The sequence below is a fragment of the Prolixibacter sp. DSM 2831 genome, assembly GCF_056493735.1.
This window is the reverse complement of sequence record NZ_CM151379.1, coordinates 1,844,254-1,867,707: the sequence shown is the minus strand read 5'-3', so window position 1 is coordinate 1,867,707 and position 23,454 is coordinate 1,844,254. Positions and strand designations below refer to the sequence as shown.

Here is a 23,454-nt window from a genome sequence, read left to right as displayed (position 1 = left end):
CAAATTGAAAATAGAGTCTGCAAAAAGCTGAATTAATGTAAGCAATATCATCATGACGGGTTCAATTTATCACTTATTTACAGCTAATTCGGTGTTTCAGGGTATGACAATAGAAACAGGACACCAAAAACATTCGTTTTAGCAAAACATAAAAATGAATACCTTTGGTATTACTGAAAAAACAGACCATGGAGCGTCGTATTTACATCTGGCTAAACCGAAGATTTCCGCAAAATTATATTCTGAAATATCCTCTCAGAGGATTTTTGATACTCGTTTTATTTACGTTCCTTTTTGCACTCATTTATCAGCCACTTCGCTCCCACGGCACAGGAAATTTGACCTATGGGGAGACCATGGCCATATACAGTGTGGTAGCCGCCCTATCGGCCACCATCATCATCCGGGCCTTAAAACTTTTCCGATATTTTTCGGGTATCGAAGAGTGGACGCTTTCCAAGGAGCTCCTTTCCGTCTTTCTTGTTTTGCTTGGAATGGGAATAGGCATTTACCTCTTTGCTTTCATCATCGAACCGGCCGCTCCCCGATGGAATTTTGCCACCCTGTGGGATTCCTGTAAAAATGCGTTCCTGGTGGGCATTCTACCCTTCTCCTTTTTCACGATCATTCACCTGAACCAGCTTCCCGGAAAGGAAACTTCGCTTTACGGCTCCCCAGCCGAAGCCTCCGAACCTCAGACATTTGAGGAGCAAATTAAAATCGATTCGAAACTGAAAAAGGAAAAACTGGCTTTTTATCCCAGTCAGTTTTTGTATGCCGAAGCAGATGGTAATTATGTAGTTTTCTATCTTCAGGATGAAAAGGAAATTCGGAAAAAGATCATCCGTAATTCTATTGGCCAGATAGAAGAACAGTTGGCCAATCAACCTCGTTTCTTCCGTACACATCGCTCGTTCATTGTTCATCTGGATAAAGTATTCCAGAAGCAGGGAAATGCTTCGGGTTACCGACTAAAGTTTCATGGCGTAAAAGATGAAATCCCTGTATCCAGACAAAACACGGCCCGGTTTGATGAAGTCTGGAAAAGCCCGAATGAGTGAGCCATCTTTGGTCTAAAACAAAATTCAATATCTTTGGGAGCAGAAGAAATCCGACGAATCCCTGTTTGAATGGAAAGGCGCTTTTATCATTGGCTCACTGGAAAATTTCCGAAGAATTACCTCATAAAATATCCACTCAGTGGAGCCATTATCCTTGCGAGCTTCTCCTTCCTTTTTACCCTGATGTATGATCCACTTGAATTCCACGGCACACAACTCTATACATATCCTCAATTAATGGGACTCTACTGTGCTACAGCTGGTTTTGCCGATTTCTCGTTTGTCAGACTGATTCGATTGTTTCCCTATTTTAGTAATGAACAGGAATGGACACTCATCAAGGAGTTTACCGCGGTCGTATTCATCTTACTGGGCGTCAGCATTGGGATTTTCGTTATTCAGTTTTTTATTGATCCTCACATTCCGCAGTGGACATTCAGTAATTTTCTAAGCTCAGTCAAAAACGTCTATCTCATTGGCAGTCTTCCCTTTCTGTTTTCTTTCATTATTAACATTTCGCACAACCGCCATCACAATGGTGACAGAAGGATTTCTACCTCTATCCCAGATGCCCGCCAAATGAAAGTGGAGGAAGAGATGATTCAAATCGAATCAAAACTGAAAAAAGAAACGCTTGAATTTTATCCCGGCCAATTCTTGTATGCCGAATCGGATGGTAATTACGTAGTGTTTTACCTACAGCAAGAAAATGAGATAAAGAAGAATACCATTCGCAACTCTATCAGCCAGGTCGAACAACAGCTCACCGGTCAATCTCATTTCTTTCGGACACACCGCTCGTTCATTGTCAACCTGGAAAAAGTTACCGGGAAGGATGGAAACGCTTCGGGCTACCGCTTAACTGTCGAAGGCCTTTCCACTGAAATCCCGGTATCGCGTCAGAATGTGGCCAAATTCGATGAACTTTACCCGTTCAAAAGCTAATTCAACTGTTTCCATTGGTCACAAAATTTTGTCACTCATCACACATTTCAACTGATTTAACCGGCCTTTCCGACCACTTGTCACAAATTCTTGCTGTGTACCCCAACTCTTTGGAAGGTGAAAAGGAGTTTCCTCAATTTGCATGAAAGACATCACGCAAAACTTAAAATTTCAGGAAACAATGACACGATTTTTCATCTCTTCAAAAACCTCAAAATTCCTCTTCTTTTTACTCACCGGATTGGTGAGCTTTCAAAGCCTTTTCGCACATTCCATCACCGGTCAGGTGAAAGATGGTAAAAGCGAGCAATCCATCCCGTATGCCACCATTTCGCTTTACAACGCGAACGATTCTTCATTAATAACCGGAACAGTCAGTGGAACCGACGGACATTTTACAATCACAAAAATAGCGTCTGGTGAATACGATCTTCGCGTCAGCTTTATGGGGTATCAAACCGCAACCCGTAAGATTGATCTAACCAGTCAGGAAAATTATCACACCGGTACCATTCTATTGCAGGCAGCGTCGGTCAAATTAGGAGAAGCAGTGGCCATCGGTGAACGTATCAAAGCCAAAGCCGAACCTGATAAAACAACCTATTTCATCAATCAGAAAATAGAAGATGCATCGAATACCGGTCTCGATGTGTTGAAGTACGTTCCCGGTGTCCAACTCGATTTCAGTCAACATCTCTCTCTCGAAGGAAATCAAAATATCCTATTGCTGGTAGACGGGAAAGAACGAGACACCGGTTTCATCCGGCAACTCGACGCCAGTCAGATCGATAAAGTTGAAGTAACCACCATGCCCGGCTCGAAGTATGATGCCAGCGTCTCCGGCGTCATCAACATCATTTTGAAACACAGGGAAACCGGCATTAATGGTTACGTGCACGGCGAAATACCGACTTCCCAAAATGTCGTCTATATCTTCCCGGGATATGGATTGAATTATGGAGGGAAGAAGTTCAGTTTTCAGACTTCATACAGTGGACAAATCAGTGATTTCCCGATTATTGAGAACAATTACCGTGAAATTAGTAAGCCTCAGCAAACTACTACCATTACCTCGCAGCAGGACGTAATGCAAAACAACTGGTCGCACCGGTTTAATTTCGGAGTCGACTATTTCATGAACAAACAAAACCAGTTCAACCTCTACACCTTTTACAACCCGTATTCCAGTGAGCACAACGGCACAATGACCTTACAGTCGCAGATAAACCAAACACAGGATCGTTACTGGCAAGCGAAGAAAACCGACAACGACCGGAATCATAAGCTGTTTGGCTCCCTTTATTACAAACACCTGTTCCATCAGCCCAACCAGGAACTGACTGTTGATGCCAGCTATTACTACCTCACGGCACACAACGCCACGACCTACGCTTATGATTCATCTTCCGAAGGTGGTGCCTCAAAGCAAACCAATATCGTCAGGCCCCGGCAGCAGAACGCCAGCATAAAAATAGATTTCACCACTCCGCTTACCGAATATTTCAAGCTGCAGTACGGAGTAAAAGGCATATTAAAATCAATGGCAGACCGTCAATCCGAATCTTTCCGCTACCGCGAAAACATTCTGGCAGGATACGGCTCGCTTTCTTTCGCGAAAAATAACGTCCAACTTAACGCCGGGTTGCGTGCCGAACACTCGACCAATGATTTCATCGACCACTTCACGCGTCACTCCTGGGCGTGGTTGCCTTCAGCTTCATTGAACTATCAACTCACAAAAACAAAGAGTCTCAAAATCTCTTACCGGCGCTCCATTTATCGCCCCAATATCTATCAGCTGAATCCATATGTGTCACAAAACGATCCGTTTAGTTTACAGAGTGGAAATCCCGGGTTGAAACCGCAATTCAGTCAGGATCTCTTCCTCGATTATTCGATGAGGTTGGGAAATAATTTCCTTTCGACCCGCCTGTTTTACACCCAATCAACTCGTGTCATCAATTCACTTACTTTCGTGAATGATTCGAATCTGTTTGAAACAAACATTTACAACGCGGGAGAAGTCGAACAACTCGGGCTACAAATCAGCAGCGCACTAAAGCTGGGCAAGACCTTCGCATTCAATCCTTACCTGAAGGTATTCAGTAATTGGACGCACCCCAATGTAATTGCCAGGCAATACCAAACTGTAGCCAAACAGGAACTTAGCTATGAGGTGGGGTTATCAGCCATCGCATCCTTCAAACACGACTGGACTGCAGCTTTCCGGATGCAGTATTACCATCCCACCACCGATATCCAGACAATTCGTAACATGTCCGATGCTCTCTACTTTATTTCGGTTGAGAAAACCATCAAAAAGAAGATTAAGTTAGGTATCGTTAGTGGTTTGCCCTTCAAACGCTCCTTCGCCTATCACGGAGAGAAAACCCAGGGACCAAATTTCTATCAACGTTCTGTAGGAAGTGTTATTCTTCCGTCGGTTCCGGTTTGGTTTACCATCCGCTATCAGTTTAGTTCCGGGAAAAAGGTCCACACCATTCAACGGGAAACGGAAAAGATTGACCGAACTCCGAAAAAAGGATTCTAATTTGTAATGGAGAGTTGAGAATGGAAAATTGAAAATTCATCCGGAAGACAACCAATATCCGAAACGAATCTGTGCGGCCTATGGGACCAATTCATCTAAACAATCTTTTCATTCCATTCGTTACCTTTACGCCAATCCAAACCAAAACCTGTCAAGCTTAAATCCATGTTTTACAAAAACTAATAAACATCATAAACAAGAAAGCCACAGGTAATGAAAAAAATCTTGCTTCTCCCGATGCTGATTGCAGGCATCGTATTGACCTTAAAAGGACAACCTCCAACAGAACAACTCACGTCATTTGTCGATCCGTTTATTGGAACGGAAGGTGCGGGTAATGTATTCCCGGGCGCTTCGCTGCCTTTCGGAATGGTCAAGCTGGGCCCCGATTGCGGCGACAAAAGTTCCAATTCCGGTTATGTTCCCGGAGGCGTGATTCATGGTTTCAGCCATGTTCACGTAAGTGGAACCGGCGGAGGTCCGAAATACGGAAACATTCTGGTAATGCCGTTCACCGGACCTTTTCAACCAGGAGAAATTCAATCACAACCAGCCAATGAAAAGGCTAGCCCGGGTTATTTTGCCGTCGATTTGACCAACTATAACATCAAGGCCGAAATGACCGTCAGCCGGCGCGTCGGTTTTCACCGGTACACTTTCGGTGATAATAAAGAGCGGGGCATTCTCATCGATGCCGGTAGCATGCTTGGTGAGCATCATTGTTGTGGTGAAGCGCAACAGCTAATTGGCTCAGAAATCAACATTGTTTCCGACACACTGATTCAAGGTTACGCGCGCGTAAGAGGTGGATGGAACAAAGGAGGTGAATACACCGTTTTCTTTTCCGCCGTTTTCGATACACCAGCCAAATCATACGGGACATGGAAAGGGGAGGTAGCGTCACCCGAAAAAGCGTCGGAATACGATAGCGGAAAAAAAACGGGGGCCTGGTTCTTTTTTGGGAATGGAAGTAAAAAAGCCATTCAGGTGAAAGTAGGCATCTCTTTCATCAGTTGCGGAAAAGCACTGGCCAATCTGCGACAAGAAGTTCCGGGATGGGATTTTGAAAAAGTACATCAGGATGCTGTTCAAACCTGGAATAAGGTTTTGAATACGATTCATGTGGAAGGCGCTTCGGATGACATGAAGAAAGTATTCTATACCGCGATGTATCATGCGATGTTGATGCCGGTTGACCGGACCGGAGAGAATCCGAAATGGCACTCCGATGAACCGTATTACGACGACTTCTACGCTATCTGGGATACCTTCAGAGCAACGAATCCATTGCTGACACTCATCCAACCCAACCGGGAGAGAGATATCGTTCGCTCGCTGATTGACATTTACCGCTACGAAGGCTACATGCCCGATTCGCGAAGCGGCAACCAAACCGGACGCACCCAAGGAGGCAGCAACTGTGACATGGTCGTTGCCGACGCGTTCCTGAAAGGCCTAAAAGGCATCGACTATAAAACCGGATATGAAGCGATGGTGAAAGATGCTGAAATACCACCGGGCGGCAACCAGCAAACCGATGGTCGCGGTGGCATTAACGAATACATCAAGTTGGGGTATGTACCCGCCGAATACGAACCGAAAGGGAAATCTCCGACACTGCATACGCCCAAACTCTATGATCGGGCCGGAACGCGTACTGTAGAATATTCTGCTAACGATTGGGCCATTGCCCAAGTTGCTAAAGGACTTGGCAAAAAAGCCGACTATGAGAAATACCGGAAAAGAGCATCTAACTGGGCCAACTTGTGGCGAAAACAGGTGAACGATAGCGGCGTAAGCGGTTTCATCTGGCCCAAACGCAGGGACGGTTCATGGGGCGACGATTTTTCTACAACGAAAGCCGGCAGCTGGGGAAACTTCTTCTATGAAGCCGATGCATGGGAATATTCTTTTTACGTCCCGCAAGACGCACAGGCACTGATTGACAGCTGCGGTGGCCCGAAGACGTTCGTCAAAAGGCTGGATACCTTCTTTACCGGCCCAAACTACAGGGTCGACAATGAGCCAAGTTTCTTTACGCCTTGTCTGTATACCTATGCCGGTTACCAATACAAAAGCAGCGACCGCATTCGCGATATCATCCAGAAGCATTATACATCTGCTCGCGACGGGATTCCCGGCAACGACGATTCCGGCTCTATGTCAGCCTGGTTAGTGTTCAATACCGTTGGTTTTTACCCCAATGCTGGTCAGGATGTCTATCTCATCACAGCCCCTCATTTTCATCGCGCTGTACTTGATTTAGGCGATGGCAAACAACTGGAAGTCATTGCGTCCAATCTTTCGGAGAAGAATAGATATATCCAATCGGCTACACTGAACGGCAAACCGTTGAACCGCGCTTGGTTCCGCCACAGCGAAATTGCGAACGGGGGAAGAATCCGGTTTGTGATGGGCCCGAAACCTTCAGACTTTGGAAAAGAGCATTTACCTCCTTCCCTTTCCGATCCGGAATAGGCAAAAATTCTGACAACAAAGCATAAAAAAGTCCCGCCAAAAGCGGGACTTTAAATTTTTTCAATGTCTGTATATTACAGACTATGCTAGTTTCACATTGACTGCATTTAAACCTTTTTTGCCCTCCTGCAATTCAAACGTCACTTCATCATCCTCGTGAATCTGGTCAATCAATCCGGTTGAATGCACGAAATATTCTTTTGACGAATTTTCGTCCTTAATGAACCCAAAACCTTTGGCTTCATTAAAAAATTTTACTGTTCCTTTGTTCATGATAATTAAATTAATTCGGTGTAAGTTACGGCTAATAGTTGAGCCCACGCCCAATTTGGATATCAATCTCGAAACTTATTTTCTCAGCATCATACAACCAACTGGGTCACAAATTAATTTACACCCATTATCAATCAAAAAAACTTCAAAGCGAGGCAATCATTTTCTCCAGCTCTTTGCGGGTAAGTTTCAACTTCACCGCCAGAATCTTGAAAAAGTCCTCTTTGGTCTCATGCCTCCACATTAAGTCTGCATTGGTCAATTGAGGATATTTCCTTTTCAGATCCATCTGAATACTATTCCACTTATTGATGTCAAAATCTTTACTCATTATATGTTCTTGTTTAAATAAATAAATTCCTGAAGGGATAAATCATGAAGGTTTTTCCGATGGAATGTAATAGAACTCGGCTCTTTCGGAAGGCAAGTTCCGTTGACGGAAGCTGATCACAACAAATGATTTAATGTGCGAAGATACGCTAATCAGCCCAGAAATATGACATTTAACCCACGTTATTCATTGATTCATCTCAACTTGCCAGTGAACATCAGCAAAAAAATTCCAGAGAATGAGTGCCTTCAATGCCAACCTATTGCTCCAGAGCTTTATTTATTTTTTCCACATCTTCGTTGGCCGGAATGAAGTTCCAGCTCATAAAATCAATTAACCAGCCATGATGAGAGTGGGTGCACTGTGAAATCAGCCTCAACTGCATGTGTGCACTGAATTGTTTAATAACAAACTGCTCTAGTACCAGAGCAGACTGACCATCGTGTCCTATTCTTACTTCCCGCCTCTGAATCGGGTATTCAAGAATATTCATTTCTTCAACGGTCTGATTCACCATATCGCCAAATTCCTTCTTGCCCATAAACTCGCCAGGGTCCGTACCACAGTAAAGTCCATCTTCTGCCATCAATTTCATCATGGCCTTTATGTTCCTGGCCATCAACTCTGCATGGAAATTCTCCATCAAACGGGTCACATCATGCTTAATAACTGCCACATCCGCAGTTGTCAGTTCCTTAGTTTTCATTTCACCATTTTTAAATACCAGTTGACAATGTCTTGTCTTTCAGTAATCCGGTTAGTACCCAACTATAGGTGGTGAGATTTGCTCCTTCTTTGTTCAATAAATCAGAAGAAGAAATCAGTTGCTTTAATGACGTTACACAACTGTTATTTAAAATTAATCCAAAGAACGACCAAACGCAATGTTGTCCGACAGGCAGAAGCACTCTTCCCAATCTTTTTTGTCAATACTCATAATCAGCTCCAAGCGTTGTATTCATTATCTGCTATCTTTAAAATCGTTATTTAACCCAATTGATGACTTTAATTTCAGCATACCATGAAACCAGTTCGCATTCACTACCTGCAACATGTTCCGTTCGAAGGCCTGGGTTGCATCGAACAATGGATAATCCAAAACCACCATACATTAACAGTCACCCGTTTCTTCGAAAACGATGAGCTTCCCTTCGCTTCCGATTTCGATATGCTCATCATCATGGGTGGCCCGATGGGGATTTACGACGATGAAAAATATCCTTGGTTAACTGAAGAAAGACAGTTCATCCGACAGGCCATCAATGCGAATAAAACAGTTCTGGGCATCTGTCTCGGTTCTCAACTCATTGCCGACGCAATGGGTGCCAAAGTCTATCCTAACCGGGAAAAAGAAATTGGTTGGTTCGATATCTCTTTAACCGATGATGGCCGTCAATCCAAGTTACTGAACGGTTTTGATGAAACGTTTCCTGTTTTTCACTGGCACGGCGATACTTTCGAGCTACCTATCGGTGCATCCCATCTTTTTCATTCCGAAGGGTGCGAAAACCAGGGATTCATCCGCAATAACGTTCTGGGACTGCAGTTTCACTTCGAAGTAACTCCGGAAAGCCTAAACGAAATGGTAAGACACGGAAAAGAGGAATTGATTGACGGAAAGTATATCCAAAGTGCAGAAGAAATTCTGACTAACCGCCAGCTCATTCCACAGAATAATGAACTGATGTTTACTATTCTCGACAGAATCGTCTCCGCCAAACACTAATTATGCCAGCCCGAGTTCAACTTATATCGTAAAACAGGTATTTAAGTTGTATAAAAAACAAAAAATAAATTACTTTAGACACAACTAAACCAGACAACTATTATTAGTTAAAATTTGATCCAGTTGCTTTTTACCCTATAAAACAACAACTAACAACCAATCAATTACCTTATCTAAACCTTTTATAAATATGAAAAAGATATTTATCCTCAGTCTTTTTGTATTTGGATTAACAATGACTCGGGGAATGGCCCAAAGTGATTTCCGCAGTGGCTACATTATCAATCAACAAAACGATACTGTTTGGGGAAAAGTTGACTACCGGCAGGATAGTAGGCGATACCAGCAATGCCGTTTTAAAAAAGAAGACCAAATAACAGAGTACTCACCACAACAAATAAAAGGATACGGCTTTTCAAATGACGAAGCATACTCCTCCGTTATAATAGACGGCTCATTCGTAGAGATTTTAATTGAAGGAAAAATAAGTCTCTACAGACAAGGACCAAAATTCTATGTTCAGAAAAAAGGCGAAAAGCTACAAGTACTCGAACGTAAGGTTGAAACAATAATAAAGGATAACAAAACGTACCAAAGAGAATCTGATGCCTGGAAGGGGATTATGATCTATCTGACATCGGATTGTTTGAAAAATGCCACGAACTTACTGACCAACATGCATGTCACCGAACGTGACTTAACGCAACTGGTTGTCAAGTATAATAAATGCCAGGGAACTAACCTCACCGTTTACAAAGAGGACAAACCGTGGACAAAACTCGTTATCGGTGCCGCGGTTGGAGCAACTTACACCACCCTTAAAACCACGTATCATATGGATATGTATTCCTATATGAAAGATAGGTACACGTCCATTGATCCAACGGTAGGCGTCGTATTGGATTTTTCATCGCCACGGATAATGGAAAAGCTATCGCTGCAACCAGAAGTATATTTCACTAAATCCAGTTATACCGGTTTTGTGGTTTTAAACACGACAGCTTCTACTGATTATCATGACACCCAAATCGACCTGACGACCATCTCCGTTCCTATCTCATTAAAGTACTCACTCCCAAAACGGGAATACTCCGGATATATTCAGGGTGGCTTCAATTTTGACTATCATATCAAAGCAGCAACCAACCTGCGAACCGAAAAAGCGTGGCTGTACAATACCGTAACCACGACCGAGAGCAAAGCATTCGATGTCAACAAGAAGCAAGGTGGTTTTTGGGGTGGTATCGGATTCCTGAAAGCTTTTAGCCATTTCGATGGCAGTATAAATGTCCGGTATTTCCATATGCTGAAACTAAGCCAGACAGCTGGCATTGATATGAACAGCGACAAAATAACCTTCACCGTAATTATTTATTCGAAATGAAACAACTTGCGAAAAACCTGTGGCTGGCACTTATCGTTCTTCAGTTGGCCAGCTGCGAAAAAGATAATTCAGGTTCTCAACCGTTTCCGGAGGTCAATACATTAGACATTACCAATGTTTCCTCCGAAGGCGCCACTTTCAATGCAGAAATCAAAATGCGTGGACAATCTCCCATCGAACGATACGGTTTCGTCTGGTCGGCTATAGAACATTTGGACACAACCATCATGGACAAAGTCATTTTATCGGACAACATCGAATCCGGAAAATTTTCGGCAACCATATCATCGACGCTGAAAGAAGGAGAAACCTATGCAGTTTATGCGTTTGCCAAAACCGGAGAATATGCAGTTTTCGGAAAGTCTATTCAATTCAAAAGTCTGGGAAGTAAAGGGCCGGTAGTAACTTCCTTTTCACCGGAAACCGGTAGTTGGGGAGATACAATTACCATCAGAGGTAAAAACTTCAGCTATGTGGGCTACGAAAATACAGTAAAGCTTGGAACAATACAGGCACTCGTAACTTCAGCCAGCGATACATTGCTTACCATTCGGGTACCGGAAAAACTGATTGAAGACAAAGTCAACGTGAGTGTTTCCATATTCGGAAATACTTCAATAGCGCCTAATATGTTCAACTATCTCGTTCCAGAAATCACGAAGATTGAACCTCTCAATGGCAGCTTTGGAGATACCATTACCATCAGCGGAAACAATTTCACCAACGACATCCGCTACAACAAAGTATTCTTTGGAGACGTTTCCGCTATCATCACTTCGTTTAGTAACAAAGAAATCAAAGTGATCGTTCCTGGCGCATTAAACCAAACGCTTTCTTCCATTAAACTGGAATCAACAGGCCACCAGCTGGTTTATGGTACGCAGTTCCGTTTGGATGCACCGGTTGTTGAGAGTTACAATCCTGCTTCCGCCACCAAACCGAACCAGGAAATTACCATAACAGGTAAAAATTTCAATCCGGCAACGCAATACAATACGGTTTTCATCGACGGTTATCAAGCCAGCATAACAGATGCAACAGATACCACACTTAAAGTAATTTTACCAGATGAAGCCATTCCTTTTTACCAGATTTCGCGCTTTGCCAATTTGTCCGTATCGTTGTCGATAGCCGACCAAAACATTACGGCCACAGATAGTCTGCCCATTGCGTGGCACAGTACCTGGACGCGAAAAAAAGACTTTCCCGGAGCAGCGAGATATAAAGGAATTGCATTTACCAGCAATGGGAAAGGCTATTATGGTACCGGCATTTCCAATGTCTTAAACGACTACACTTATTATAGTGACTTTTGGGAATACGACCCAACGACCGATTCATGGACACGGAAAACAGATGTCCCGGGAAATCCAAGGGCCGGAGCCGTTTCCTTTGTCATAAATAATCAAGGATATGTAGGAACTGGTTCTGATCATATGTATTTTTCGAGTCAAATTGAAGATACAAATCATTTCAAAGATTTCTACCGATACGATGCCACGACTGACAGCTGGACTCGCATCGCTGATTTTGCCGGAATAGGACGTCATTCAGCTGCCGCCTTTTCGTACAATGACATGGGATATGTAGGAACGGGCTATTGGGGAAATGACAAACCCGATGGTGCATGGCAGGTAGCAGATGATATGTGGCGCTACGACCCGGTCAATAACAACTGGACCGAAATTGGAAAATTTCCCCGAGCTACCAACTCAGCAATAGGAATAAATGACGGGAATTCCGGTTACATATATGACACCGATAGCCTGTTTGTATACACAGAATCGGAGTGGGGCAAGTTAAATGCTCCGGTCCTGCAAAGCTGGGACAATATTGGATTCTCACTCAACGGAAATCTCTATTTTGGAATGGGATCTACTAATTCTACATTGATATGGGAGTACAACCCCATTAGTGGAACCGCAACCAAACGTCCTATTGATCCGGAAGATGGCCGTCGTAGTGCCTCCGTTTTTGTTATCGATGGAAAGGCATATATCGTTGGAGGAACCAATGGAAGTCAGACAAAGAACGACGTTTGGGAATTCGATCCCACTCTACCCGCTGAATAACAACTAACTTCTTTCCACTTGAAAACAAGGTTTCGAATCATTTTCGGGACCTTGTTTTTTTATTTTCGTAGCATTTCAGACGTTGTTCCCGCAAGAACTAATGCACAGACTCCCTTGCTTACATTTAAATAAAATTAAAAATGAAATTAATATTATTAATTATTCAATTAATTATTTTCATATATTTGTTTAAATACTTTATTACAAATGGAGAAAAAGCTACCCATTGTTTGTCCGAGTTGTGAATCGGAGTTAAAGGTAAACAGCATGCACTGCGAATCCTGTTCGACCACCATCAGCGGGATGTTCGAGCTCCCCCTGTTGCTGAAACTAAGCCGGAAAGAACAGGATTTTATTCTCGACTTTGTGAAAGCCAGCGGAAGCCTGAAAATCATGGCGGGAAAATTGGGTCTGAGTTACCCCACGGTCCGCAATATGCTGGATGACCTGATTGGTAAGATTGAGAAACTTCAAAACACGCCACAATCATGAACAAATTCTTTAATCCGTTTCGATACATCGCCGGTGGCAAGTCGTTACTGGCAGGAATAGTTGTTCTTTTGCTGACGGCCATCACAGGATATTTCAGCCATACGCATTTTCCGGACCTTATTTCCATTAAACTCTCCCCTGCATTTCCCCTTTGGTATTTCGTTGTGCAGGTTTTCACCAACTGGCTGGTCATTTCGATTGTGTTGTATGGGCTGGCGCTTATTTTCTCGTCATCCTCCGTGCGGATAATCGATATCTTTGGAACCCAAGCATTAGCGCGCATTCCATACTTTCTTGCTGCTGTCACCGGCTTTTTTAGTGTCATGCACAAATTTGGCCGCTACATCTTATACACCCGTTTTCACCAGGGAGAGCCCGTAGATTTAACCTCCACCGATGTCGTTTTGGTTGTATTCCTAATGATACTATCTCTTTTTCTTTCCATTTGGACAATTATCCTCATGTACAATGCCTTCAGGGTTTCAGCCAATGTGAAAGGAGGAAAAGCCATCACACTTTTTATAACTGCTTTCATCATTTCAATGGTGGCAACCTTATTTCTTTCGAGATATTATCTCAGCCTGGTCACCGGGTAACACACGATACAAACCGATAGCCCTTAAAACATACATTATCATGAAAAAGAAAAAACGAGAAGAAGAATACCTCAACACCATGAGCAAAGACCCGACCAACTGGAGAGGTCCCTTTTATGTCAATCGAAAAGACCCGCGACTTGTTGTTCCCAAGTACAATCCCGCACGAGGATACACGTTCAATTTTGCCAGTCCCTACGCCTATATCATCATTATCGCCGTCATCCTGATTATGGTGGCAGCAAGCTATCTAAAATAATCGAACGCCATGAAAACACTACTACCTCTGCTTATTCTAACCTTATTATATACAGGTTCTTTTGCGAAAAGCAAAGCTGATGCCTCCGAATTGGAAATGGTATTAAAAACATCTACCGGGAATATTGTCGGAACGCTGACCGTACCCCAACAGGAGAAACCTATGCCGGTCGTTATTATCATTCCCGGCTCCGGCCCTACCGATCGAAATGGCAACTCGCCAATTGGCCTTCATACGGATGTCTACAAAATGTTGGCTGAAGGACTGGCAAAAAATAAGATTGCTTCGCTGCGTTACGACAAACGGGGAATTGACGAAAGCAAAGCCGCCATGCCTGATGAGAATTCCATTCGGTTCGACACCTATGTACAGGATGTTGTCGATTGGATAACGAAACTAAAAGCAGACAAACGTTTCTCGAAGATTTATTTGCTGGGACACAGCGAGGGTTCGTTGATTGGCATGCTGGCCGCCGAAAAAAACAAAGTCGCCGGGTACATCTCTGTTTCGGGACCGGGCCGCCCAATGGACGAAATTCTGCGCGAACAACTGTCCAACAAGTTACCTCCTCAGTTGCTCCGCGAATCGGATAATATCCTCGACAGTCTGAAAGCAGGCAAAACCGTTGCCAATGTTCCCCCGGCGCTGAATGCACTTTACAGGCCGTCAGTTCAACCGTACATGATTTCCCACATGAAATACAATCCGGCCAAAGAGATCGCGAAACTAAAAATTCCAGTGCTGATTATCCAGGGAACAACCGACCTGCAGGTTCCGGTGAGCGATGCCCGGTTATTGAAGGAGGCCAAACCGGATGCCCAACTGGATATCATCGACAACATGAACCATGTGCTGAAAGAATCGGACAACGACCAGCAGCACAACCTGGCTACCTACCGAAGCCCGGATTTCCCGCTGAAAGCAGAATTGATGAAAGATTTGGTGCAGTTTATCATGCACTGACGAGTATAGCCGTTTGTTTTTCCCGCTTTTCGAATTCATTGCTTCTTCGCGTGCAATTTCGCCGGAAGCATTGTAACTTAACTGTTTGGTTTCACAACCTAAGAGAATTAAAATCCAACAGTTATGTCCGGCGTCCGTAAAAGCAATCATTTCGTCAACCTGAATCTGAATGTTCGGGGATTAAATCAGTCTGCTACGCTGCTCATCAACGAGCGCAGTAACGAACTCATCAAACAGGGTTCCACCGTTTACAAGCTGGGATTGGGCCAATCGCCCTTCCCTGTTCCCGAAAGAGTTCAGGAAGCCTTGCGGCGAAATGCCCATCAGAAGGATTACCTGCCCGTAAGAGGACTGATGAAACTGCGCGAGGCCGTTGCTGAATTCAATTTCAAACACCAGCGCATCCAATGCTCGCCGGAAGATATAATCGTCGGGCCGGGCTCAAAAGAATTGATTTTCATCCTGCAATTAGTTTACTACGGCGAACTAATTATCCCAACTCCCAGCTGGGTTTCCTATTCGCCGCAAGCACGGATTGTCGGACGTCACGTAAGCTGGGTTCCGACCAACGAAGAGTCCGAATGGCGATTAAGTCCCGAAAAGCTCGATCTGATTTGTAGGAACGATCCCGACCGTCCGCGCGTCGTTATCCTGAATTATCCTTCCAATCCGACCGGTTCAACCTATCCGGTTACGCGTTTAAAAAAACTGGCCGAAGTAGCCCGCAAATACAACATCATCCTCGTTTCGGACGAAATTTACGGCTTGCTCGACCACTCCGGCAATCATGTTTCCATTGCCCAATTCTATCCGGAAGGAACCATTGTCAGCAGCGGGCTGAGTAAATGGGCCGGAGCCGGCGGGTGGCGACTGGGAACTTTTACCTTTCCCGAGAACCTCCGATGGTTGCAGGATGCCATGGCTATTGTCGCCAGCGAAACCTTCACGTCCACCAGTGCACCGATTCAATACGCCGCGATTACCGCTTTCCAGGACCATCCGGAAATTGATGAATACCTCCATCACTCACGCCGGATTCTGAAAACCCTGGGCAACCACATCGCCGACCGACTGAAAGCCAAACACATTACCATGCCATCGCCGAAAGGGGCTTTTTACCTGTTTCCTAATTTTAATTACTATCGTGAAAAACTGGCGGCAAAGGGAATCCTCACCTCGTTCGAACTATGCGAAGCCCTGTTACAGGAAACCGGCATCGCTATCCTGCCGGGAATCGACTTCGGGCGACAGACAGAAGAACTCACCTGCCGCATGGCTTACGTTGATTTTGACGGCGAACTGGTGCTCAACAATGCCATGATAGAATACCACGACAAAGAACTGGACGAAGCTTTCCTCCGTATTTACTGCAGCAAGATGATGAAAGCGGTCGACCTGTTGGAGAATTGGCTGGACAGGCTTTGATAGGTTACAGGTTCCATGTTTCAAGTTGTGCTTCGCGGTTAGAATGGTTTCTGTTGTTACTCTTGTTACTCTTGTTACTGTTGTTTCTATCGCTAGAAGAGTTGCAGATTTCAGGCTGAAAAAAAGTTTTAAGATTTAAGTGTTAAGTTTTAAGAACGAAGATGCCAGATGTGGATATAGACCTTGAACATTCGACACCGATGCTACGGTCGGGATTCCGCATTGCTCAACCTCCGACGTCTTACTTTTGCTTTTTTACTTTTGACCTCTTCATTTCTCATCACCCATTTTTTCATTGTTTATTATTGATGTGTGTTTGAGATATTTTGTAAATTCAACATCAACTTCACTTCACCTAACGGAAAATCATGGAACTATCGATTGCTGAAAAATTTCTGCTTATCGCACATCATCCCCGGAAGGGACGCTTCCTGACGTCGGAGCCGCAACTGAACTTTGCACTGGTTGGCGCTTTCCTGCTGGAAATGTCAATAAACAGCCAACTTCACATAGAGAACAACCGGGTCTTTATGGATAAATCGGCTACACCGGAAAATCCCACAAGCCGCGAAATTTACTTCCTCGTTAAAGGCTCCGGGAAAAACCGGACCATCAGATTGTGGCTCAAACGGCTTTCGCGAAAAGCGAACCGGTACCGGTGGGAGGTTCTGGAAAATCTAAAAGAAAAACGATTGATGCGCATTGAACGCCGGAAATTCCTGGGAATTATTCCGTACCGGAAGAGTTACCTGACCGATAGCCGGACCCGCGACCAACTGCTCAAAGAACTCAAAAAGCAGATTCTCTCCCGGCACCGTGACACGGCTACCAGTAACGAGGATATGGCCGTGCTAGGCCTCATCGAAGCGTGTAAACTCCACCGTACCCTGACAACGGACCGCACAGAACTGAAAAAGCTCCGAAAAGCATTAAAAGAACTAATCAAAGAAAGTCCGATTGCCGGCACGGTCCAGCAAACCATCCGGCAGGTGCAGGCAGCTGTTATCGGGGCGGTAGTCGCGTCGCCTGCCGCTGCGGGAGCCGGTTCGTAGTAAACAGTGAATAACGTTGAAAATCATTAATAGTAAAAGTAGCTAGCCATCCAATAAATATTTATAAATTCGACCTTATTCTTTTTTAAACTAACCGACATGCAAAAATTATTTCTAGCCTTTATTATGCTGGTGCTGATCATCAGTTGTAAAAATGAAACGCCTAAAACGAGGTACTACCGGAATGCTGAAACAGGCAATATACTGTCCCAGGCTCAGCACGACACTTTGAAAAATGCACTTTATACGAAGGTTCAAAAGCTCTCCAACGTGCACGTTGAGGAGGTGCTGATGGATAGCATTGTGTCACATGATTCCATTATACAAACCTTCCGGTTTAAAGTAAAAATTGGTCAGACTACGGAGAAAGAGAAAATATACAGCTACCTGGATCACCCGCTTCCAACCGCAGCACTCCGTAGCATCGAAGGAAAAGATTTTGATTTTAGCACCCTGAAGAATAAACCGACGTTAGTCAACTTCTGGTTTGCCAAATGTCAGCCGTGCATTGATGAGATGCCCGTTTTGAATCAATTAAAAGCGAAATATGCCGGCAAAGTGAACTTCATATCTATCACGTTTGAAAATAAGCAAACAGCCGAAGATTTCTTCAGCACCCATCCATTTCACTTCACAAAAATTGTAGATGCAGAGGCATACATTGATAATCTGGGTATCCAGACTTTTCCCAAGAACATCTTCATCGATAAAAACGGAATTATCCGGAACATTGAAGGACCCATCCCATACACCTCTGGCAAAGAAGACATGAAAATGAGCAATGGAGAAGGTTTTGAACGGTTACTCGATAAGTTACTGAAAGATTAGCGACAGCTTTCAAATACGAAGCCCCTCCGGAAATACGGAAGGGCTTCGTAATATTATTCAACATCAGCATTTTCTTCACTTTGATGCTAATGCTCTTTTCTTGCGATATCCATTTCTAGTTAGTGCTGCCTTTTTTCAGCTTAATCAATACCGCCTGGCTGTAATCACCGGACGCGTATTTCCTGATGCTATTTTTATCGTTTAGCACGTCGATTGATTCAATGCTGTTTTTATCAATCTTCTTCACATTGTCCAGTGTCATTTTCAGACCATCGACCAGGTACAGTACCTTGCCTTTCGGTTGTGGTTGAATCACTTTTGACTGAAGATATGCCTGGTGTTTCTTAGTCAATATAGTAACAACGCCATTCTTGCCTTTTTCTCCAAAAACATTTATCGCCTTTTCACTATTCTTTGGCAAAAAATCAATCTGCGCAATGTCGGTACTGCTGAACGAAAGTCGCTTGGTCTTTAAGCTTTCCGGGGTTATCACTGAATCATCTACCATAAGCAATGGCTGTCCCGTTATCTTCCCTTCTTTCTTCAATTTATTGATATGATTCACCAGGTATTTATTGTTTTGGTTGTTATCGGTGAGCAAGTAACGATTAGAGGTGCACCCGGCCATCATCGCCACGGCCAAAATCAATAGTATTTTCTTCATAGCATTTGTAGTTTTATGTGTCTTGTTAATCGACTGTAGTGTTTGTCAAGCTGTCAGGCTATATTCGAGACGTATAAACTTAAGCATTTTCAGATAAAAAATATCATTATCCAACGGAAGTCTGAATGGCAGCTAATAGAACTCTGCCGTCCGGCAACATGCATTTGACCATTGGTTTTTATTACCTTTAACCTAACCAAACTCAACTACCATGAAAAAAACAGCGGTCATTTTCATCCTGGCCATCCTGGGTTTTAACGTCCAAACCCATAGCCAGCCCTTGTCGCCCGATTTAATTACCTCCATCGAACATGAGATTGATGCAACTTTTCAGAAGATGGTTGCTTTGGCGGAAAAACTTGACTATGATGCGTTGAACCAGGGAGTGGATGATTACCACAAAGCAGGCTTCCTGGTAAACGGAAATTACTATACCGATTATGCGACCCTGATTGCAGCAGTGAAGCAGGGCGCACAGGGTGTCAGTAAACAAAAACTGGTGCTGAAGGATAAGAAGATAACCGTGCTTAACGAGCAAGTGGCGCTGTTGACCGCCTCCGGAACCTCACAGGTTAACCTGTACGATGGCCGCGAATTCACGGGAGACTTCTACTGGTCGTTTGTGTATGAAAAAATCCATGGCGAATGGAAAGTCATTCAATCGCATCAGTCGCGGGGACGATAAAGGATCTGATATAAATGATTTTCTACGGTCCCCGTACCAGAAGCTTTCATCCCGGAGGGATGACATGTTGTTAGAAAGGGAATACCAAATTAGAATGTGCGACCCCGGATGGGGTCGAATACCTTCATAGCATCGATATGATTCTAACAATATATGACTCCTCCGGAGTCGCATATCATAACCAATTAAACAAATATTCATCCTTATATTCAATTCTAAATCGACGCAAAAATGCTTCGTATTCTTCTCGGAATGTTTTGCGGCGATGATGTTCCTTCTGATTCGAAATATACCTGATAACATTGTCCAACGCTGAGAAGCTATATGAGAATGCAGCAAATCCCTCCTGCCATTCAAAACGAGCATTTGAGAATTTCTTTTCTGATATAAAATGATTGGAAGATTTCTTGATTTCCCGGACCAATTCAGACAAACAACACGATGGCTTCATGCCAATCAGAAAATGGATATGGTTATTAGTCCCATTTATCGCCAGCATCTTTTGCCCTTTATTTTGGACAATTCCGGTAATGTATTTGTATAGCTCGTTTTCCCATGAAGGCTGAATCAGGGAATTACGATTTTTAACGGCAAAAATGATTTGAATATGAATTTGCGAAAAGGTATCAGGCATGGTGCGTTAGATTGGTTGTGAATTAAAGATATCATTTTTTGTCTGAAGCCGGAAGAGAATAATTAATTCATACAAGCCTCATCCCGGAGGGATGACATGTTGTTAGAATAAAAGCATACGATGTATACGTGCGACCCCGGCCGGGGTCGATTATCTCATTGGACCAACATGGTGCTAACAATATGCGACTCCTCCGGAGTCGCAATCACAAAAAAAACCTGCCAGGTTTATTATCCCCGACAGGTTCGCCTGCGGCCCATTTTCCATATTCCCAATTGGATTGCCTTATTCGTTTATTCCGTTTCGGTCGCTTCTTCAGGAGCCTCTTCCTCCTGGCTCTTACGGCCGTTCAGGGCGGCATAGGTTTTCCGGAGCTCGTCCATTTGTCCAAACAACGTCGTCAGCACATCCGAAGGGGCGAAGTTCACCGCCTGCTCGATGGCCGTACAAAATTGTTCGTAGCTCTTAACGGCAGCAGCTTTCAGGCTGGTAGCCGACGGCCCGTCCTGGGCATCCTCACTGTCGCGGGCCTTGTATAGCGTATCGAACTCGTTATTGGCTGTTTCCAGCCCGGTGAGCATATTGGCTACCCCAATGGTTGCTGCATCGGCTTTGAGGCTTTCGTTGGCGTTGTATTTCTCCAGCATCTCCTTGAATACACCCGTTTCGGTGTTCATCGGCTTTGTATCGACATTCCAGTAAGGTTTAAAAAAGCTCTTCAGGTTCTGAGCCGCCGTCTTCTTCGCTTCATCGCGGCCCTTCAGGTCGGTAGAAATGTTCCGCTTGATTTCGGCAAACCGGTCGTCGCGGTCGGCATCCAGGTTAGCCAGTTGCTTGCTCTCATCGTTCTGCCCCGATTTATTCATCTGTGCGCCCATCGCCGCGTTTTGGGTTTCGAGGTTGGTAAAAGCAGCCGCTGCCACGACACCAAAACCCGCTACTACGGGCTTAGCATACTCAATGGTCGAGTTGTTGAGCGAATACAGGTCGTTAATCTTCAAACGGGCAACGTACAATGTCGAAAACTGTTTTTCATCCATAATTTTTGCGTTTTAGAAAAGTGATATAGTTTGTTTAGTCTTCATTTCTTCCTGTTGAAATTTTCAGGAGGTCCGCGGGTCGCCATTTCATGCTGTTGAAATTTTCAATTGGCTCATTTCTGTCCGATTCATGTCGCTGAAATTTTCAATTGGGTAATTTCTGACGATTTCACGCCGTTGAAATTTTCAATTCGCTCTTTTGTGGCCATTTCACCTCGCTGAAATTTTCAACGAGTCCATTTCGCGCCATTTCATGTCGTTGAAATTTTCAACAGCCCTTTTTTTCGATGCGGAAGCTGACATTTGATTTCATTCGGTCGCCGCGAAACCGCAGTGTAGCCGGGCAAAGTGCCGGCATGCAGCTTATCCGTTCCGGGGTTGGCCGGTCAATGAACGTTGTAACGGTTCGTCCATTCTGCACTTCATTCTCCACTAAATTCCTGCTGATTTTATCTGTCTGCTAAAAACCGTGTATTCAATATAAATTAGAAAATTAACCTATCCCAATTTTTTTGACGAATAGCCCGATCTTTTTGATGAACGGCCCGATCTGTTCCGTGAACGGTCGGATCTGGTATGCGAACGGAAATTGGGGAGCCTCATCTCCAGCTGTTTTGGAGCAGCCCAAAATACGATTTCGAAAGAAATTAATTACATTGGAACAACTTAACAGACCAACAAATGAAAACTGCTTCAAATCCTCTGACTAAGATGGGCGACGATAGCCAATCTCCCCCATCCTCCCCTTCGATAAATCAAACGCGAATAAAAAGATTTAAATACAGCACCTAAAGGTTGGGGTGTATATATCTCAAATGTCATTTTAACTCAAAACAGAATACTAATATCTATTAATAACTTAAGTATTTGTAAACCATCAAAATTTAATTTAAATATGGAAAGTTTTCGAATAGGAGATTTCGTTTCTCTGAATAACAAGGAAAAATATCAAACTGATAATTCATTAAGTAAAAACGTAAATGTTTTTGAAATAACAGATATTGCGCCTGATTTTATAAAAGTGAAATATTCCGACTCCAAGATTCCTTTCTCGGAAGTCAAACCAATACCAATAAATGGAAAAGATGATTTAAAAATCTATTACGACCCTATAATTGCTGCAAGCATAATTGGACACAATGCCCCAATTCCAGTCCATGACAAGGATTACACTTACTATTACAAATCTTTTGAAAAACACAGATTAGAAAGCAAAAATTATCAAGAATTAATAAATGACCAAGGTCTCGAATATGTCCACGAAATTCAACATTTTTTACTGGACAAGTTTAATGACAAAGGACTTAAAATTAATTATTAAAACTTTCAAACGAACACCCAACAATAGGATTAATCATTATGAGTGTTAGCAATTTATACTGTATCAAATTCTCGCTTAATAGTCACTTCTATTACGGCCAAAACGTTTTCGAGAATTCACTACAAAAATTTAGGCAAAACCATTATACAAACAAGAAAAAACAGTACTATGGAGACCGTAATTAGCATACTAACTTTCTTTGGTGGAAGTGTTTTGGGAGGGTTTATCGGCTATTTCATCAAACACTTCCTTGATCTAAGGTATTCACGGCGAATTGAAGAACTAAGACATAAACGACAGGTTTATGAAGATATGATAGATTCTCTCAATGTTTTTCTGTCAGGCAGAACAATATCAGACGAAAAAAAAGATAAGTTTTTAAATGCTTATTCTACAATATGGCTTTGGGCTCCTGATTCTGTTGTTTTAAAAACATCTCATTTTTTAGATACAATATCTCGATATGACAAAAACACAAGTGAAGGTCAAGAAAAAGGGAGGCAAACTTTTGCAGATTTAGTTATAGAAATAAGAAAGGATATAGGATACCCAGATACTCTTTTGAAAGTAGAAGATTACAACTTTGTAAGTTTTAGGAATTAGTCAACAATCCAAAAACCAACAAATAATGAAATCGAAACAAATCCTCATTTATTTATTCCTGGTAACAAGTA

General features: G+C 43.3%; 23 protein-coding genes. 17 read left to right on the top strand and 6 right to left on the bottom strand.

All coding sequences use genetic code 11. The annotated features are described in order from the left end of the window. Positions 1–164 precede the first annotated feature (164 nt). The 4 genes from AC060N_RS07455 (at position 165) to AC060N_RS07440 (ending at position 7,035) form a co-directional block, all read left to right on the top strand. Positions 165–1,061 (top strand): LytR/AlgR family response regulator transcription factor, encoded by an 897-nt coding sequence (locus AC060N_RS07455; RefSeq protein ID WP_479526536.1) that lies wholly within the window; start codon positions 165–167, stop codon positions 1,059–1,061. Positions 1,062–1,130: 69 nt separating this feature from the next. Further along, on the top strand, positions 1,131–2,006 hold the full coding sequence (locus tag AC060N_RS07450) for a LytR/AlgR family response regulator transcription factor (protein ID WP_479526535.1): 876 nt from the start codon (positions 1,131–1,133) through the stop codon (positions 2,004–2,006). A gap of 181 nt (positions 2,007–2,187) precedes the next feature. Continuing rightward, positions 2,188–4,557 carry a TonB-dependent receptor domain-containing protein gene (locus tag AC060N_RS07445; RefSeq protein WP_479526534.1) on the top strand — a complete coding sequence of 790 codons (2,370 nt, stop codon included), beginning with the start codon at positions 2,188–2,190 and terminating at the stop codon, positions 4,555–4,557. A 213-nt stretch (positions 4,558–4,770) separates the two neighbouring features. Continuing rightward, a complete protein-coding gene (locus tag AC060N_RS07440; protein WP_479526533.1) occupies positions 4,771–7,035 on the top strand; it encodes a GH92 family glycosyl hydrolase in 2,265 nt (754 codons plus the stop codon). A gap of 81 nt (positions 7,036–7,116) precedes the next feature. On the opposite strand, the gene AC060N_RS07435 is transcribed toward AC060N_RS07440, so the two are convergent. The 3 genes from AC060N_RS07435 to AC060N_RS07425 all read right to left on the bottom strand — a co-directional run bounded on the left by AC060N_RS07435 (position 7,117) and on the right by AC060N_RS07425 (position 8,345). Then, the gene (locus AC060N_RS07435) at positions 7,117–7,308 is read right to left on the bottom strand and encodes a cold-shock protein (RefSeq protein WP_463230189.1); all 192 of its coding nucleotides are present in this window, start codon (positions 7,306–7,308) and stop codon (positions 7,117–7,119) included. Between the two features lie 145 nt (positions 7,309–7,453). Further along, entirely contained in the window at positions 7,454–7,639 is a 186-nt protein-coding gene (locus tag AC060N_RS07430; protein ID WP_463230187.1) for a hypothetical protein, read from the bottom strand. 259 nt (positions 7,640–7,898) lie between these two features. Beyond that, positions 7,899–8,345 (bottom strand): nuclear transport factor 2 family protein, encoded by a 447-nt coding sequence (locus tag AC060N_RS07425; RefSeq protein WP_479526532.1) that lies wholly within the window; start codon positions 8,343–8,345, stop codon positions 7,899–7,901. A 315-nt stretch (positions 8,346–8,660) separates the two neighbouring features. On the opposite strand from AC060N_RS07425, the gene AC060N_RS07420 reads away from it, so the two are divergent. From AC060N_RS07420 to AC060N_RS07375, 10 genes are all read left to right on the top strand, one after another. Then, complete coding sequence (locus AC060N_RS07420; RefSeq protein WP_479526531.1) at positions 8,661–9,365, top strand: type 1 glutamine amidotransferase; 705 nt, start codon at positions 8,661–8,663, stop codon at positions 9,363–9,365. Positions 9,366–9,555: 190 nt separating this feature from the next. Beyond that, positions 9,556–10,749, top strand: coding sequence for an outer membrane beta-barrel protein (locus AC060N_RS07415; RefSeq protein WP_479526530.1), 1,194 nt, complete (start codon positions 9,556–9,558; stop codon positions 10,747–10,749). Then, positions 10,746–12,821: an IPT/TIG domain-containing protein gene (locus tag AC060N_RS07410; RefSeq protein ID WP_479526529.1), complete on the top strand. Its 2,076-nt coding sequence runs from the start codon at positions 10,746–10,748 to the stop codon at positions 12,819–12,821. The genes AC060N_RS07415 and AC060N_RS07410 overlap by 4 nt, the downstream gene beginning before the upstream one ends. A gap of 207 nt (positions 12,822–13,028) precedes the next feature. After that, complete coding sequence (locus tag AC060N_RS07405; protein WP_153638647.1) at positions 13,029–13,313, top strand: DUF2089 family protein; 285 nt, start codon at positions 13,029–13,031, stop codon at positions 13,311–13,313. After that, a complete protein-coding gene (locus AC060N_RS07400; protein ID WP_479526528.1) occupies positions 13,310–13,909 on the top strand; it encodes a YIP1 family protein in 600 nt (199 codons plus the stop codon). The genes AC060N_RS07405 and AC060N_RS07400 overlap by 4 nt, the downstream gene beginning before the upstream one ends. A gap of 40 nt (positions 13,910–13,949) precedes the next feature. Then, positions 13,950–14,168, top strand: a complete 219-nt coding sequence (locus tag AC060N_RS07395) for a hypothetical protein (protein ID WP_479526527.1) — start codon at positions 13,950–13,952, stop codon at positions 14,166–14,168. Between the two features lie 9 nt (positions 14,169–14,177). Beyond that, complete coding sequence (locus AC060N_RS07390) at positions 14,178–15,131, top strand: alpha/beta hydrolase (protein WP_479526526.1); 954 nt, start codon at positions 14,178–14,180, stop codon at positions 15,129–15,131. Positions 15,132–15,254: 123 nt separating this feature from the next. After that, positions 15,255–16,556: a pyridoxal phosphate-dependent aminotransferase gene (locus AC060N_RS07385; protein ID WP_479526525.1), complete on the top strand. Its 1,302-nt coding sequence runs from the start codon at positions 15,255–15,257 to the stop codon at positions 16,554–16,556. A 368-nt stretch (positions 16,557–16,924) separates the two neighbouring features. Further along, positions 16,925–17,608 carry a GOLPH3/VPS74 family protein gene (locus AC060N_RS07380; protein WP_479526524.1) on the top strand — a complete coding sequence of 228 codons (684 nt, stop codon included), beginning with the start codon at positions 16,925–16,927 and terminating at the stop codon, positions 17,606–17,608. A gap of 99 nt (positions 17,609–17,707) precedes the next feature. Next, a complete protein-coding gene (locus AC060N_RS07375; protein WP_479526523.1) occupies positions 17,708–18,436 on the top strand; it encodes a TlpA family protein disulfide reductase in 729 nt (242 codons plus the stop codon). A 115-nt stretch (positions 18,437–18,551) separates the two neighbouring features. Here the strand turns inward: AC060N_RS07375 and AC060N_RS07370 are convergent, their stop codons facing one another. Beyond that, a complete protein-coding gene (locus AC060N_RS07370; RefSeq protein WP_479526522.1) occupies positions 18,552–19,100 on the bottom strand; it encodes a hypothetical protein in 549 nt (182 codons plus the stop codon). Between the two features lie 211 nt (positions 19,101–19,311). On the opposite strand from AC060N_RS07370, the gene AC060N_RS07365 reads away from it, so the two are divergent. After that, positions 19,312–19,785 (top strand): nuclear transport factor 2 family protein, encoded by a 474-nt coding sequence (locus tag AC060N_RS07365; protein ID WP_479526521.1) that lies wholly within the window; start codon positions 19,312–19,314, stop codon positions 19,783–19,785. Positions 19,786–19,960: 175 nt separating this feature from the next. Here AC060N_RS07365 and tnpA read toward each other — a convergent pair whose 3' ends face one another. After that, entirely contained in the window at positions 19,961–20,419 is a 459-nt protein-coding gene (tnpA, locus tag AC060N_RS07360) for an IS200/IS605 family transposase (protein WP_479526520.1), read from the bottom strand. Positions 20,420–20,712: 293 nt separating this feature from the next. Beyond that, positions 20,713–21,459, bottom strand: coding sequence for a DUF6261 family protein (locus AC060N_RS07355; protein WP_479526519.1), 747 nt, complete (start codon positions 21,457–21,459; stop codon positions 20,713–20,715). A gap of 895 nt (positions 21,460–22,354) precedes the next feature. Here AC060N_RS07355 and AC060N_RS07350 point away from each other — a divergent pair. Beyond that, the gene (locus AC060N_RS07350; protein WP_479526518.1) at positions 22,355–22,780 is read left to right on the top strand and encodes a hypothetical protein; all 426 of its coding nucleotides are present in this window, start codon (positions 22,355–22,357) and stop codon (positions 22,778–22,780) included. Between the two features lie 168 nt (positions 22,781–22,948). After that, a complete protein-coding gene (locus AC060N_RS07345; RefSeq protein WP_479526517.1) occupies positions 22,949–23,383 on the top strand; it encodes a hypothetical protein in 435 nt (144 codons plus the stop codon). Positions 23,384–23,454 lie beyond the last annotated feature (71 nt).

Bases quoted from the DNA above. Each gene is read 5' to 3' on its own strand.
- AC060N_RS07395 (WP_479526527.1), top strand. From the start codon at position 13,950: ATGAAAAAGAAAAAACGAGAAGAAGAATACCTCAACACCATGAGCAAA.
- AC060N_RS07415 (WP_479526530.1), top strand. From the start codon at position 9,556: ATGAAAAAGATATTTATCCTCAGTCTTTTTGTATTTGGATTAACAATG.
- AC060N_RS07370 (WP_479526522.1), bottom strand. From the start codon at position 19,100: ATGAAGAAAATACTATTGATTTTGGCCGTGGCGATGATGGCCGGGTGC.
- AC060N_RS07430 (WP_463230187.1), bottom strand. From the start codon at position 7,639: ATGAGTAAAGATTTTGACATCAATAAGTGGAATAGTATTCAGATGGAT.
- AC060N_RS07400 (WP_479526528.1), top strand. From the start codon at position 13,310: ATGAACAAATTCTTTAATCCGTTTCGATACATCGCCGGTGGCAAGTCG.
- AC060N_RS07420 (WP_479526531.1), top strand. From the start codon at position 8,661: ATGAAACCAGTTCGCATTCACTACCTGCAACATGTTCCGTTCGAAGGC.
- AC060N_RS07410 (WP_479526529.1), top strand. From the start codon at position 10,746: ATGAAACAACTTGCGAAAAACCTGTGGCTGGCACTTATCGTTCTTCAG.
- AC060N_RS07405 (WP_153638647.1), top strand. From the start codon at position 13,029: ATGGAGAAAAAGCTACCCATTGTTTGTCCGAGTTGTGAATCGGAGTTA.
- AC060N_RS07440 (WP_479526533.1), top strand. From the start codon at position 4,771: ATGAAAAAAATCTTGCTTCTCCCGATGCTGATTGCAGGCATCGTATTG.
- AC060N_RS07390 (WP_479526526.1), top strand. From the start codon at position 14,178: ATGAAAACACTACTACCTCTGCTTATTCTAACCTTATTATATACAGGT.
- AC060N_RS07445 (WP_479526534.1), top strand. From the start codon at position 2,188: ATGACACGATTTTTCATCTCTTCAAAAACCTCAAAATTCCTCTTCTTT.
- AC060N_RS07380 (WP_479526524.1), top strand. From the start codon at position 16,925: ATGGAACTATCGATTGCTGAAAAATTTCTGCTTATCGCACATCATCCC.
- AC060N_RS07450 (WP_479526535.1), top strand. From the start codon at position 1,131: ATGGAAAGGCGCTTTTATCATTGGCTCACTGGAAAATTTCCGAAGAAT.
- AC060N_RS07385 (WP_479526525.1), top strand. From the start codon at position 15,255: ATGTCCGGCGTCCGTAAAAGCAATCATTTCGTCAACCTGAATCTGAAT.
- AC060N_RS07345 (WP_479526517.1), top strand. From the start codon at position 22,949: ATGGAGACCGTAATTAGCATACTAACTTTCTTTGGTGGAAGTGTTTTG.
- AC060N_RS07355 (WP_479526519.1), bottom strand. From the start codon at position 21,459: ATGGATGAAAAACAGTTTTCGACATTGTACGTTGCCCGTTTGAAGATT.
- AC060N_RS07365 (WP_479526521.1), top strand. From the start codon at position 19,312: ATGAAAAAAACAGCGGTCATTTTCATCCTGGCCATCCTGGGTTTTAAC.
- AC060N_RS07425 (WP_479526532.1), bottom strand. From the start codon at position 8,345: ATGAAAACTAAGGAACTGACAACTGCGGATGTGGCAGTTATTAAGCAT.
- AC060N_RS07350 (WP_479526518.1), top strand. From the start codon at position 22,355: ATGGAAAGTTTTCGAATAGGAGATTTCGTTTCTCTGAATAACAAGGAA.
- tnpA (WP_479526520.1), bottom strand. From the start codon at position 20,419: ATGCCTGATACCTTTTCGCAAATTCATATTCAAATCATTTTTGCCGTT.
- AC060N_RS07375 (WP_479526523.1), top strand. From the start codon at position 17,708: ATGCAAAAATTATTTCTAGCCTTTATTATGCTGGTGCTGATCATCAGT.
- AC060N_RS07435 (WP_463230189.1), bottom strand. From the start codon at position 7,308: ATGAACAAAGGAACAGTAAAATTTTTTAATGAAGCCAAAGGTTTTGGG.